This window comes from Rhizobium moroccans, assembly GCF_057559155.1.
Window position 1 is genome coordinate 225,925 of sequence record NZ_JBHFJG010000009.1, and the last position, 13,246, is coordinate 239,170.

The window sequence follows — 13,246 nt, forward strand, 5'->3', positions numbered from 1 at the left end:
TCGGCGAGCGTCTGCCGCGCACCCTGGCGCTTGCGCTTGTGTGCCATCTGCTTGCCTCCGTGCTCGGCATCGCCTTCGGCATCTGGGCGGCGACACGCCAGTATTCCTGGATCGACAACCTGCTTTCGGGCATTTCCTTTCTCGGCATGACGGTACCGCGCTTCCTGATGGCGCTGATCATCGTTTACCTGCTCGTCTTCCACTTCGATGTTTCGGAAATCGGCAGTTTCTTCTCGCCGCAATATGGCGGTGCGCCCTGGTCGTGGGGGAAATTCGTCGATCTCGTCAGCCATGTCTGGCCGGTCGTGGCGATCGCCACCTTCGGAGGGCTCGCCTACAATATGCGCGTCATGCGCGGCAATCTGCTCGACACGCTGAATGCGCAATATGTCGAGACGGCGCGGGCCAAGGGCCTGTCGGAGGGCGCCGTCGTGATGCGCCACGCAGTGCCGAATGCGGTGCACCCGCTCGTCATGTACCAGGGGGTCGTGCTTCCCTACATGCTGACCGGTGAGATCGAGACGGCGATCATCTTCTCGCTGCCAACCGTTGGCCCCGCCATCGTCGGCTCGATGGCGATCGGCGACGTCTATGTTACCGCGACCTTCATGATGGTGCTGTCGGCGACGCTGATCATCGGCAACATCATCGCCGACATGCTGCTTGCGATGCTGGACCCGCGGGTCCGCCAATACGAAGGAGCCTGAGATGTACGCTTTGGACTCTTCATCTTCTTCGCAGCAGGAAGAGGCTCTCAAGAGCGGCCCGCATGGCAATGAGAGCTATCTGGCGCTCGTCTGGCGACGCCTGAAACGCTCCTGGACCGGCATGATGGGGCTGATCCTCGTCGGTCTTTTGATGATCATGGCCGTCTTTGCTGACTTTCTGGCGCCGATGGATCCGAAGGCGACGGATATCGGCTTTGCACCGCCGCAGACGATCAGCTTCCACGACAAGGAGGGTAATCTCGTCTGGCCACGCGTCTACGCGCTAGCAGATTCCGAAGAGCTCGATCCAGTCACCTTCCAGCCGATCGTCGGGCCGGACTATGACAATCCGCGACATCTCGGGTTCTTCGTAAAGGGTGCCGAATACAGGCTTTTTGGCTTTATCCCGGCCAGCCGGCACTTCTTTGGTACCGTCGATGGGCAGCCGGTGCATTTTCTCGGCACCGACAAGTTCGGCCGTGACGTGCTGTCGCGTGCGATCATCGGCTCGCGCATCTCACTGATGATCGCCTTGATCGTGGTCGTCATCATAACGGTCGTGGGCACGACGATCGGCATGGTCTCGGGCTATTACGGTGGAAGCTTCGACGTCTGGGTGCAGCGTTTCGTCGAGCTGGTGCTCGCCTTTCCGCAATTGCCGCTCTATCTGGCGCTGACATCGCTGATCCCCATCACCGCGCCGACCAATGTCTTTCTTGCCTTTGTCATCTTCGTCATGTCGGCGCTCGGCTGGGCGCAGATGTCGCGCGAGGTGCGCGGCAAGACGCTTGCTCTGGCGCGCATCGATTACGTGCGGGCGGCGATGGCGATCGGCGCCACGGACCGCCGCATCATTTTCCAGCACATCTTTCCCAATGTCCTGAGCCACGTCATCGTCGCGGTGACCCTGGCGATCCCGCATGTCGTGCTCCTGGAATCCTTCCTCGGCTTTCTCGGTTTTGCCGTGAAGCCGCCGCTGATCTCCTGGGGCCTGATGTTGCAGGATACCGCAAACTATTCGGTCATCGGGACCTATCCCTGGATTCTTGCTCCCGTCGGCTTCGTGCTCGTCACCGTCTTTGCGTTCAACGCCTTGGGTGACGGTTTGCGCGACGCGGTCGATCCATATTGAGGTGATGAAGATGGCCCTTGCACTCGTCAGTTCCTTTGCGCCGTCCACCCGCCGCGACCACGACCTCCGGTCGGAAAGTCCCATCATCGACGCCCGCAATATCGGCGTGAACTTCACGGTGGAACACGGCCACGTGGAGGCCGTGAAGGATGTTTCCTTCCAGCTCTATCGTGGAGAGACGATCGCCATCGTCGGCGAATCCGGCTCCGGCAAGTCGGTGACAGCGCGTACCGTCATGGGCTTGCTTTCCAAGCGCGCCAGCGTGTCGCCGAAGGCGAGGGTCGAATATGACGGAGCCAATATCCTCACATTCTCTGAAAAGGCGCGTCGCCGGCTGAGAGGCGACCGGATTTCGATGATCTTCCAGGAGCCGATGAGTTCGCTCAATCCGCTCTATTCGGTCGGCACGCAGATCGTCGAGGCGATCCGCGTTCATCGCAAGACGACCCGCAGACAGGCCGAGGCCCGTGCGCTGGAATTGTTGAAACAGGTGCAGATTCCCGATCCGGAAGCGCGGCTTAGGCAATATCCGCACCAGCTTTCGGGCGGACAGCGCCAGCGCGTGATGATCGCCATGGCGCTTGCCAACGATCCGGACGTGCTGATCGCCGACGAACCGACCACGGCGCTCGACGTGACGGTACAGGCGCAAATTCTCAATCTCATCCGCAGCTTGCAACAGCAGCGGGGCATGGCGGTTGTGCTGATCACCCATGATCTGACGATCGTCCGGAAATTCTCCGACTACGTCTACGTGATGCAGCATGGGGAGATGCGGGAGCATAACACGACCGAGCAGCTTTTCACCAACCCGCAGCATCCCTATACCAAGCACCTGCTGGCCTCGGAGCCGCGCGGCCAGGCCAAGCCGATACCGGAGAGTTCCGATGTCATCCTCGATGCAAGGGGAGTGCGAGTCTCCTTCATGCTGCGCCACGGCGGCTTCTTCAAGCCGGCGCTTCGCGAACTTGTGGCCGTCGACAGCCTGAACCTGACGCTACGACGACACGAGACACTCGGGCTCGTCGGCGAATCCGGCTCCGGCAAGACGACTTTCGGGCAGGCGCTGCTGCGGCTCACCAATGCCGAAAGCGGGGAGATCCTTTTCGACCGCCAGCCGATCCATGGTCGCTCGCGCGCCGAAATGCGGCCGCTACGCTCCCGAATGCAAGTCGTTTTCCAGGATCCGTTTTCCTCCCTCAATCCACGCATGACGATCGGCCAGATCATCGAGGAGGGGCTCGTCGTCAACAGGCTTGGCGTCAGCAAGGCCGAGCGCCTGGACAGGGTACGCGAGGCACTGGTCGCGGCCGGCATGCCGGGAAACATCCTTTCGCGCTTTCCGCACGAGTTTTCGGGCGGGCAGCGCCAGCGCATCGCGATTGCCCGCGCGATCGCGCTCGAACCCGAATTCATCCTGCTCGACGAGCCGACCTCGGCGCTGGATCTGTCGGTTCAGGCCCAGATCATCGACCTCCTGCGAAAGCTGCAGGAGGAGAGGGGCTTGAGCTATCTCTTCATCTCCCACGATCTCAAGGTCGTGAAGGCGCTCTGTCACCGTGTCATCGTCATGCAGCACGGCAAGATCATGGAAGAGGGGCCTGTCAACGAAGTTCTATCCAATCCCAAGACCGACTACACGGAACGGCTCGTCAAGGCCGCTTTCGAGGTAGCATGATTGCCGAATGCCGGAGGTTGTTATGGCACGAAATCCCAGGATCACTTTCATCGGAGCTGGCTCCACCGTTTTCATGAAGAACATTATCGGCGACGTCTTGCAGCGTCCGGCTCTGTCCGGCGCGACGATCGCACTCATGGACATCAATCCGCAGCGGCTGGAAGAAAGCGCGGTCGTCGTCAACAAGCTGATCTCCACGCTTGAGGTGAAGGCGAAGGTTGAGACCCATCTTGATCAGCGCAAGGCGCTGGCGGGCGCCGACTTCGTCGTGGTCGCCTTCCAGATCGGCGGCTACGAACCCTGCACGGTGACTGACTTCGAACTGCCCAAGAAATACGGTCTGCGCCAGACGATCGCCGATACGCTCGGCGTCGGCGGCATCATGCGGGGCCTGCGCACGGTGCCGCACCTGTGGAAGATCTGCGAGGATATGCTCGCGGTCTGCCCGAATGCTATCATGTTGCAATACGTGAATCCCATGGCGATCAATACCTGGGCGATCGCGGAAAAATACCCGACGATCAAGCAGGTGGGGCTCTGCCACTCTGTGCAGGGTACGGCCATGGAACTGGCGCACGACCTCGACATCCCTTATGAGGAAATCCGCTACCGCTCGGCCGGCATCAACCACATGGCCTTCTACCTGAAGTTCGAGCACCGGCAGCCGGACGGTTCCTACAGGAACCTTTATCCCGATCTGGTCCGCGCCTATCGCGAAGGACGCGCGCCGAAACCTGGTTGGAATCCGCGCTGCCCGAACAAGGTGCGCTACGAGATGCTGACGCGGCTTGGCTACTTCGTCACGGAAAGCTCGGAGCACTTCGCGGAATACACGCCCTATTTCATCAAGGAGGGCCGCGAGGATCTGATCGAGAAATTTGGCATTCCGCTCGATGAATATCCGAAGCGCTGCATCGAGCAGATCGAGCGCTGGAAAGGGCAGGCGGAGGCCTATCGTTCGGCCGAGAAGATCGAGATAATCCAGTCAAAGGAATATGCCTCCTCGATCATGAACTCGGTCTGGACCGGCGAGCCGTCGGTGATCTATGGCAATGTCCGCAACAATGGCTGCATCACCTCGCTGCCGGAAAATTGTGCCGCGGAAGTGCCATGCCTGGTCGACGCCTCGGGCATCCAGCCGACCTATATCGGCGAGCTGCCGCCACAGCTCACAGCCTTGATCCGCACCAATATCAACGTCCAGGAACTCACCGTGCATGCGCTGATGACGGAAAATCGCGAACATATCTATCATGCCGCGATGATGGACCCGCATACGGCGGCCGAACTGGATCTCGACCAGATCTGGTCGCTGGTCGATGATCTGATCGCCGCTCACGGCAACTGGCTGCCCGAGTGGGCGCAGGCGCCGATCAGGCACGCGAAAGCCGTCTGAACCGCGCAGAAGTCACACCGCCGCGACGCGCACGTCGCGGCGGAAATCCGAAGGCGACATGCCGGCAATCAACCGGAAAGCCTTGTTGAAGGCGCTCACCGAGCCGAAGCCGCTGTCCATGGCGATCTGCAATATGCTGTCGTTGCCGTTCACCAGCATCGCCTGCGCGCGCGAGAGCCTGAGCAATGTCAGGTATTTGATCAGCGTCATTCCTGTGGATCTGCGAAACAGGTTCATGGCGTATTTCGGGTGCAGGCCTGCGGCGGCGGCGATGTCGCCCGCATCGATCTCTTCCAGAAAATTGGCGGCGATGAAGTCGCACATGCGCACTACGCTGACCGAGGGCGTGGCGGAAGCATTGTCGTTCAGGGGACTTTTGTCGGAAGACACCACGGAATAGGGCTCGAAGAACATTCTTTCGACGCGCAGCAGCAGCTCCTCCACGGCATGCTGGGCCCTCACGTCGTCACCCGAGGTCACATAGCGGACCCAGCGCGGAAAATTCTCCTCGTCTGCCCGGTCGGTCGCGGATGTCAGCATCGTGGCTCCGTTCATCAGCATGCCGGAGACGGCCGGAGGAAGGCGCATGCGGAAGAAGTGCACGAGCGGCAGGTGCGCGCCTGTATAGATCGAATCATCCGACGATTCGTCCATCTGATGCGGCTGGCCGCCCCAGAACAGGCACATCTGCCCGGCATTGAGCCGCACCTTGTGGCTGCCCATGCGGTAATGCACCGTTCCGCGCATGACGTAGTTCACTTCGATCTGTGCATGCCAGTGGGGGCGGAGCATGATCCTGGGATGGCCCTGGAACAACTGCAGCGTGGTCGGAAATCCCTCGATGCTGCTGGCGCCGGGGTGGTAGATCGCTCTTTCGTCAACCTTACTTTCCGCCAAATCCACATTCCCTTTGTACGAGACAGATTTTCGTGCGGCGATAATCTGCCCATGTTCGATGAAGAACGGCAATTGAAAAAGGGAGGTTTTCAATGGGCGCCAAATTCCTCGGCGTAGCGGTCTCGCTTGCGCTCCTCGGGTCAGGGCCTGCCACCGCGCAGTCCACCGGCATCACCATCTGGAGCTGGAACGTCGCAGCCTCGGCTCTGAAGTCCACGCTTGAAGGGTTTAACAAGAAATATCCCGACATCAAGGTCACGGTCGAGGATCTCGGCAACAGCCAGGTCTTCGACAAGGCCCTGGCTGCCTGTGCCGCGGGCGGGGACGGCCTGCCGGATATCGTGACCATCGAGAATTTCGAGGCGGAAGTGTTCTGGAACCGCTTCCCTGATTGTTTCGCCGACCTGACGGAGCTGGGCTATACCCCTGAAATGCAGGCGCTTTTCCCCGAATTCAAGCGCACGGAGCTTGAGGTGGACGGTGTCGCCTATGCGATGCCGTGGGATTCGGGTCCGGTCGCCGTCTTTTATCGCCGGGACTTCTATGAAAAGGCGGGCGTCGATCCGTCGACGATCAAGACCTGGGATGATTTCCTTGCGGCGGGCAAGAAGGTCATGGAGGCCAATCCCGGCACGGTGATGGCTCAGGCCGATTTCAACGGCGACAGCGAATGGTTCCGCATGATCGCCAACGAGCAGGGATGCGGTTACTTTTCGACCGATGGGCAGAGCATCACCATCAACCAGCCGGCCTGTGTCGCAACGCTCGAAAAGCTCAAGGAGATGAAGGACGCGGGCATCATTACGGCCGCCATCTGGGATCAAAAAATTCAAGCGAACACGGCGGGTAAGGCCGCCAGTCAGATGTATGGCGGCTGGTACGAAGGCACCGTACGCTCCGGCTCGCCCGATCTTGCGGGGAAGTGGGGCGTCTATCCCATGCCGAGCCTGACGCCCGACGGTCCCCGCGCCGCCAATCTCGGCGGATCGTCGCTGGCGATCAGCGAGGCATCAGAAAACAAGGAGGCGGCCTGGAAATTCGTCAGAGTATGCGCTCACCACGAATGAAGGGCAGGTCACGATGCTGAAATCCTTTGGTCTGGTTCCTTCGCTTCTGAGCGCGGTCCAGGATCCCTTCGTCAAGGAGCCGCAACCCTATTGGGGCGGTCAGGCTGTGTGGTCGGACATTCTTGCTACCCTGCCGAAGATCGTTCCGGCCAGAGGGACCGCCTTCCAGGCTGACGCTGAATCGATCTACCGGGCAGCCCAGACCAAGTATTTCGCAAACGATTATCCCGATGCGAAGGCGGCCTTGGACGATGCCGCCAAGCAGATCGAAACGGCAACCGGACTTCCCATCGCTGAATGAACGAGCTCGGCCGGGCGGAAAAACACTCGGCCGGTCCATTCCATCGAAATTCGGTGACGGGAGAAGACGATGCCCCTGCGCAACAGGATCGCTTATGCGTTCCTTGCCCCTTATCTGTTGATCTTCGCGACCTTCTGGCTTTGGCCGATCATCAATTCGTTCCTGATTTCGTTTCAGAACACGCGCGTCAATCCCTGGAGGTTCAGCCTTACCGTCAACTGGGGCCGGCTCGTCGCCGATCCGGCCTTCTATAATGCGCTTTACAACACGCTGATCATCCTGGTCATCCAGGTGCCGGTGATGATTGCGCTCGCGACGGTGATGGCGGTACTTCTCAACTCACCGCTCTTGAAGGCGCGACCGCTTTACCGCTTCGCCTTCTTCGCTCCCGTGGTTGTCGGCGAGGTGGCCTATGCGGCGGTCTTCCGGCTGATGTTCAGTATCGATTTCGGGATCATCAACAAGTTGATCGGTTCGGTTGGGCTCCCCCCGGTTTCGTGGTTCGACAATGGGACTGCTGCCATGGCGCTGGTCATCATTGCGGTGACCTGGCGATGGGCCGGTTACAACGCCATCATCATCCTGGCGGGCTTGCAGTCCATTCCCGGCGACGTCTATGAGGCGGCAACACTCGATCGCGTCGGCAAGGTGCAGCAGTTCTTCCATATCACCCTGCCGCTCTTGAAACCCATCATCCTCTTCTGTGTGGTGCTCTCGGTCATCGGCACAATGCAATTGTTCACCGAACCCTTCCTGATCACCAACCGCGGCGGTCCTGGAGGCGCCACGGAGACGCTTGGCCTGCTTCTCTACAGGCAGGGCTTCACCTCGCTCAATTTTGGTTATGCCTCGGCGATCGCCTATACGATTGCGGCGCTCGCGGTCGCCATCTCGCTTCTCAATCTGTTCATCGGGAGGGAGGCGAAATGAAGTCGAAATCCCGCACGCTGATGATGCAAAGGCTTGCCCTGCATGCGGTGCTAACGCCGCTTGCGATTATCTGGCTCTTTCCGCTTTGGATGATGTTCGTGTTCTCGACGATGCCGGACTACGGCATTTTCAGCCCTGATATCGTGCTCTGGCCTTCGACGAACTTCGTCGAGAACTTCAACAATCTGCAGGCGGACACCAATTTCCTGCGGGCGATGTTCATCTCCATCACCGTCGCCGTCATCTACACGGTCCTTTCGGTGATGCTGACCTCGATGGCGGGCTGGGCGCTGGCGCGCTATCGGTTCGCGGGCCGCTCCATGGTTATCGCCATCATTCTCGGCACGATCACTCTGCCGTTCGCGGTAGTTGTCATCCCACAGTTCATCATGGTGGCGCGTGAGTTCAAGCTTGCCAATACCTGGGTTGCGCTGATCGTGCCGCCGCTGTTCAACTCGCTTGGCGTATTGTTCATGCGGCAGTCCTTTTCGATGATGCCGACCGAGCTGTTCGACGCTGCCCGCGTCGAAGGCATCAAGGAATGGCGCATCTTCCTGCATATCGCCCTGCCGCTGGCGCGGCCCACCATGGCGGCGCTTTCGATCATTCTCTTCCTGGCCTCCTGGAACAATTATCTTTGGCCGCTGCTGATCAACTCGCGACCGGGAATGATGACGGCTCCGGTCGCGCTCGGCACGCTGATCGGTCTCACCAAGGTTTCATGGGGCGGGATCATGGCGGGAGCGGTGCTGTTGACCGCCCCGATCCTTGCCGTCTTCGTCTTCCTGCAACGCCATTTCATCTCCGGCATTGCGGCCGGCGCGATCAAGTAACCGGAGGCAGCATGGCCGGACTTACACTCACCAACGTCGTCAAGCGGTTCGGAGCCTATGAGGTCGTCCATGGCGCGAACCTTGAGATAGGAGACGGCGAATTCGTCGTCTTCGTCGGACCCTCTGGATGTGGAAAATCGACGCTGCTGCGCATGATCGCCGGGCTGGAGGACGTGTCGGAGGGGACGATCGAAATCGGCGGCATGGCGGTCAACGATGTCGAGCCTTCGGAGCGGCGCATCGCCATGGTGTTCCAGTCCTATGCGCTCTATCCGCATATGACGGTGCGGCGGAACCTCTCCTTCGGCCTACAGATGAACGGCAACCCGAAGGAAGACACCGAGCGCCGCGTCGCACAGGCGGCCAACATTCTGCAGATCAACGAGTTGATGGACCGGCGTCCCGGCCAGCTTTCCGGAGGACAGCGGCAGCGGGTCGCGATCGGCCGGGCGATCGTGCGAGAACCTCAAGTGTTTCTATTCGACGAGCCGCTTTCCAATCTGGATGCCGAGCTTCGTGTGCAGATGCGCGTCGAAATCTCCAGGCTGCACAAACAGCTCGGAACGACGATGATCTACGTCACCCATGACCAGACCGAAGCGATGACGCTCGCCGACAAGATCGTCGTGCTCAGGTCAGGGCGCATCGAGCAGGTGGGAGCCCCGCTCGATCTTTATGACGATCCGGCCAACCAGTTCGTGGCAGGGTTCGTCGGTTCGCCGAAGATGAATTTCCTGAAGGCGAAGGTAGAGGGGCAGGGCGCATCCGGCGCTACCGTCTCCTTGCTCTCGGACCCCGCGGTTAAGCTGACGCTTCCCGTTTCCAGCGCCGTGGCGGCGGGATCGCAGGTCACGCTTGGCGTTCGGCCGGAGCATTTCGTCAATGCGGGCGCCGGCGCCGCGGATATGACCGTCCGGATCGATGTCGCCGAGCATCTCGGGCATACAAGCTATGTCTATGCCACGATCTCCGACGAGCCGCTTATCATCGAGCGGCCGGAATCACGGCATGGCGGCGATAGCGACAGCCTCACGATCGGGCTATCCGCCGCACGCTGTTTCCTTTTCGACGCGGAGGGCAACCGGCTGCGTTGATCGATCGATCCCATCTCTCCCAAGACTGACCAAGAGGAAAATCCATGAGCTTAGAACAACAGACCCGCTGGGGCATTATCGGCCCCGGCACCATCGCGCGGACATTCGCGGAAGGGATCGCGCATTCCACGACGGGCAAGCTTGTCGCGATCGCCAGCCGCAATCCCGATAAGCCGGGCCTTGCCGACGGCTTTCCCGGTGCGCGGATCGTCAAGGGTTATGAAGCGCTGCTTGCCGACAAAGATATCGACGCCGTCTATGTCGCGACGCCCCACATCGGTCATGCGGAGTGGGCGATAAAAGCCATCCGCGCGGGGAAGCACGTGCTGATCGAAAAGCCGATGGCGCTTTCGGCCTTCGATGCTGATGCCATCTTCCATGAGGCGAAAAAAGCCGGCGTGTTCGTCGGCGAGGCCTATATGTATCGCTTCCATCCGCAGACCGCGCGGATCGCCGAACTGGTGAGGGACGGAGCGATCGGCGAGGTCAGGATCATCCGCTCCAGCTTCGGCTTCGACATGGGCACTTTCCGCCCCGAACACCGCCTGTTCGCCAATGACATGGCAGGCGGCGGCATTCTCGATGTCGGCGGCTATCCGGTATCGATGGTGCGGATGCTGGCGGGTGCGGCTGGAGGTAAATCCTTTGCCGAGCCTGTCACCGTCTCCGGCGTCGCTCATCTCGGCCAGTCCGACGTCGACGAATGGGCATCCGCCGTGCTGAAGTTTGAGAGCGGCATCATCGCGGAAGTGTCCTGCTCGATCATGGCGCAGCAGGACAATACTTTGCGGATCATCGGCTCGAAGGGCCGCATCGAAGTCAAGGATTTCTGGTACGCCTCCGGTCGGCAGGGCGGGGTGGGGCGCATCGACATCATAAAAGGCAACGAGCGGCAGACGGTCGAGATGGAGGAAAAGCGCTACCTCTATTCCTTCGAGGTCGATGCCGTGGGCGAGGCGATCCGCGCTGGCCGCACCGAGTTCGTCTTCCCCGGCATGAACAGGGAGGACGCGCTCGGCAACCTGCGTGTGCTCGATCGCTGGCGTGCGTCCGTCGGGCTAGCATATGGGGTCGAAACGGCTGCCAAGCGCATCACGAATATCGCAGGCGAGGTCGTCAGGCCCGGAAACAGCATTCCAAAGCGCAAGATTCCCGGGCTCGAAAAGCCGGTCTCGGCTGCCGCTCTCGGCTTCGAGTTCTTTCCGAATTTTGCTGCGGCTTCGCTCACGCTCGACGCGTTTTACGAGGCCGGCGGCAATGTCTTCGACACGGCGTATATCTATGCCGGGGGCAAGACGGAGAGCATTTTCGGCGATTGGCATACCAGCCGCAAGGTGCCGCGCGAGGAGATCGTGCTGATCGGGAAGGGAGCGCATTCGCCGCTTTGCTATCCGGATGTGATCGCAAAGCAGTTGGATCAGTCGCTGGAGCGGCTGAAAACCGATTATGTCGACGTCTACTTCATGCATCGTGACAATCCGGATATTCCGGTCGGCGAGTTCGTCGACGCCATGGATGCGGAGGTCAGGCGCGGCCGGATCCGTGGTATTTTCGGCGGTTCCAACTGGACGCGCGAGCGCATGGACGAAGCGGCCGACTATGCCGCCAAAAACGGCAAGACCGCGCCTGCGGCGCTTTCCAACAATTTCTCGCTCGCTGAGATGCTGGAACCGATCTGGGCAGGATGTGTCGCCGCCTCCGATGCCGATTGGAAAAGATGGCTGAACGAGCGGCAAGTTCCCAATTTCGCCTGGTCGAGCCAGGGGCGCGGCTTCTTCACGGAAAGAGCCGGACGCGACAAGCGCGATGATGAAGAGATCGTCCGCGTCTGGTATTCGGAGCGGAATTTCGAGCGTCGCGATCGGGCGATCGAGCTGGCGAAAAAGCGTGGATGTAGCCCGATCCATATCGCGCTTGCCTATGTCATTGCCCAGCCCTTCCCGATCGTGCCGCTCATCGGCCCCAGGACCGTGGCTGAGCTAGAAGACAGCCTTTCGGCACTTCAGGTGAAGCTTTCGGATGAGGAGGTTCGCTGGCTCGAGGGCTGATCTCTGCAAGACCGGTACCGACGATCGCTTGTTCGCTCGTCGGTCCGGTCAGCCGCGGTCAAAGCTCGCTTCGCGCTCCAATTCCGCCAGCCGCTCCTTGCAGATCGTTTCGACGAGGCGATGGAGATGCTCTGTCCGTTCGAGAAGCCAGGCGAGTGCTTCCTCGGTGATCTCGAAATGCTTTGAATAGCGGGCCTTCACATAGGCCTCGTTGAGGATGTTGTACCATGCGGTGAAGCGGTGCTGGTCACGCGGCCAGGCTTCGATGAGCCGGCGGTCGTGATCCTCGGCAAGGCCACGCAGGAATTTGAGGTTGTGTGATGGCGGGCTGTAGTTGGTGAGGGTCAGGAGAAGGCACGAGTAGGCGGTTTCGACGGCCTGATGTAAGTTGAATGCCGCGTGATTTGGTTGTCCATCTGAAATGGCATAGCGCGCCAACTGGCAAAAATATTTCGCACTCTGGCTCTGCCTCTCGAAATGCTCCTTCGCCACCCTGAGGGCATCGGCGGGAGTAAGCCGCTTCGGTTCGGCCAGCGGCCGGTCGTCGAGCTCGTAGAGCACGATGCCCTCGCGCAGGATGTCGACGAAGAAATACTGCCCGTCGGCCAGGAAGTTGTTCACCTCGCGGGCGCCATGCACGATTAGCCCGACCGGTGTCGAGACACCCTTGTCCCACATCAGCCGGTCGGTCGCCTTGTCCCAGTATTGCGGCTCGGCCAGTTTCTTGGAGCTGACGATGACGAGGATATCGTAATCGGAGCGGTAGCCCTTCATCGTATGCGGCTCGTCGACAAAGGTGCCGCGGGCATAGGAGCCGAACAGGATGATCTTCAGGATGCGCCCGCGCGTCTTGAACGTGGCCGAGCTTCCCGCGAGTGTATCGGCAAACTCCTCGTGGATGATCTCGACGACGCGGGCCAGTTCCCGCTGCTTCTTCTCGGGCAGATGTTCGAGGCTCGATTTCATATCCCATCGATAGGGCAAAGGCGATTCGCCGTCTACCACCGGAATTCATGGATCCGACGTTATGAAAGAATTGAATATTGATCTATCTGGACTAACGAATAATGCGGTGAGTTCTTAGAGGTTGCTCAGAAAATGAAAAACAACCTGAGCGTTGTGGCACGGCGCCCCAGACCGAGCCTTCTCCATCCTCGGATGGG

General features: G+C 60.2%; 10 protein-coding genes and 1 pseudogene. 9 read left to right on the forward strand and 2 right to left on the reverse strand.

Annotation, left to right across the window (positions count from 1 at the left end; translation table 11 throughout):
- The 4 genes from ACE04I_RS07305 to melA form a co-directional block, all read left to right on the forward strand.
- A partial coding sequence (locus ACE04I_RS07305; protein ID WP_487206845.1) for an ABC transporter permease occupies nt 1-707 on the forward strand: 707 nt, incomplete at its 5' end.
- 1 nt (nt 708) lies between these two features.
- Nucleotides 709-1,839, forward strand: coding sequence for an ABC transporter permease (locus tag ACE04I_RS07310; protein WP_046796618.1), 1,131 nt, complete (start codon nt 709-711; stop codon nt 1,837-1,839).
- 10 nt (nt 1,840-1,849) lie between these two features.
- Nucleotides 1,850-3,517, forward strand: a complete 1,668-nt coding sequence (locus ACE04I_RS07315; protein ID WP_487206846.1) for an ABC transporter ATP-binding protein — start codon at nt 1,850-1,852, stop codon at nt 3,515-3,517.
- A gap of 22 nt (nt 3,518-3,539) precedes the next feature.
- Entirely contained in the window at nt 3,540-4,913 is a 1,374-nt protein-coding gene (gene melA, locus ACE04I_RS07320; protein WP_046796619.1) for an alpha-glucosidase/alpha-galactosidase, read from the forward strand.
- A 12-nt stretch (nt 4,914-4,925) separates the two neighbouring features.
- On the opposite strand, the gene ACE04I_RS07325 is transcribed toward melA, so the two are convergent.
- On the reverse strand, nt 4,926-5,810 hold the full coding sequence (locus tag ACE04I_RS07325) for a helix-turn-helix domain-containing protein (RefSeq protein ID WP_487206847.1): 885 nt from the start codon (nt 5,808-5,810) through the stop codon (nt 4,926-4,928).
- A 92-nt stretch (nt 5,811-5,902) separates the two neighbouring features.
- Between ACE04I_RS07325 and ACE04I_RS07330 the strand changes: the two are divergent.
- From ACE04I_RS07330 to ACE04I_RS07350, 5 genes and pseudogenes are all read left to right on the forward strand, one after another.
- A pseudogene (locus ACE04I_RS07330) lies at nt 5,903-7,178 on the forward strand (ABC transporter substrate-binding protein).
- Between the two features lie 69 nt (nt 7,179-7,247).
- A complete protein-coding gene (locus ACE04I_RS07335) occupies nt 7,248-8,108 on the forward strand; it encodes a carbohydrate ABC transporter permease (RefSeq protein ID WP_046796622.1) in 861 nt (286 codons plus the stop codon).
- Nucleotides 8,105-8,941, forward strand: coding sequence for a carbohydrate ABC transporter permease (locus ACE04I_RS07340; protein WP_487206848.1), 837 nt, complete (start codon nt 8,105-8,107; stop codon nt 8,939-8,941). Before ACE04I_RS07335 ends, ACE04I_RS07340 begins: the two co-directional genes overlap by 4 nt.
- Before the next feature lie 11 nt (nt 8,942-8,952).
- Complete coding sequence (locus ACE04I_RS07345) at nt 8,953-10,035, forward strand: ABC transporter ATP-binding protein (RefSeq protein WP_487206849.1); 1,083 nt, start codon at nt 8,953-8,955, stop codon at nt 10,033-10,035.
- 44 nt (nt 10,036-10,079) lie between these two features.
- Nucleotides 10,080-12,083: an aldo/keto reductase gene (locus tag ACE04I_RS07350; protein WP_487206850.1), complete on the forward strand. Its 2,004-nt coding sequence runs from the start codon at nt 10,080-10,082 to the stop codon at nt 12,081-12,083.
- 48 nt (nt 12,084-12,131) lie between these two features.
- Here ACE04I_RS07350 and ACE04I_RS07355 read toward each other — a convergent pair whose 3' ends face one another.
- Complete coding sequence (locus tag ACE04I_RS07355; protein WP_487206851.1) at nt 12,132-13,049, reverse strand: nucleotidyltransferase and HEPN domain-containing protein; 918 nt, start codon at nt 13,047-13,049, stop codon at nt 12,132-12,134.
- Between the last annotated feature and the right edge of the window lie 197 nt (nt 13,050-13,246).

Bases quoted from the DNA above. Each gene is read 5' to 3' on its own strand.
- ACE04I_RS07335 (WP_046796622.1), top strand. From the start codon at position 7,248: ATGCCCCTGCGCAACAGGATCGCTTATGCGTTCCTTGCCCCTTATCTG.
- melA (WP_046796619.1), top strand. From the start codon at position 3,540: ATGGCACGAAATCCCAGGATCACTTTCATCGGAGCTGGCTCCACCGTT.
- ACE04I_RS07315 (WP_487206846.1), top strand. From the start codon at position 1,850: ATGGCCCTTGCACTCGTCAGTTCCTTTGCGCCGTCCACCCGCCGCGAC.
- ACE04I_RS07310 (WP_046796618.1), top strand. From the start codon at position 709: ATGTACGCTTTGGACTCTTCATCTTCTTCGCAGCAGGAAGAGGCTCTC.
- ACE04I_RS07345 (WP_487206849.1), top strand. From the start codon at position 8,953: ATGGCCGGACTTACACTCACCAACGTCGTCAAGCGGTTCGGAGCCTAT.
- ACE04I_RS07340 (WP_487206848.1), top strand. From the start codon at position 8,105: ATGAAGTCGAAATCCCGCACGCTGATGATGCAAAGGCTTGCCCTGCAT.
- ACE04I_RS07350 (WP_487206850.1), top strand. From the start codon at position 10,080: ATGAGCTTAGAACAACAGACCCGCTGGGGCATTATCGGCCCCGGCACC.
- ACE04I_RS07355 (WP_487206851.1), bottom strand. From the start codon at position 13,049: ATGAAATCGAGCCTCGAACATCTGCCCGAGAAGAAGCAGCGGGAACTG.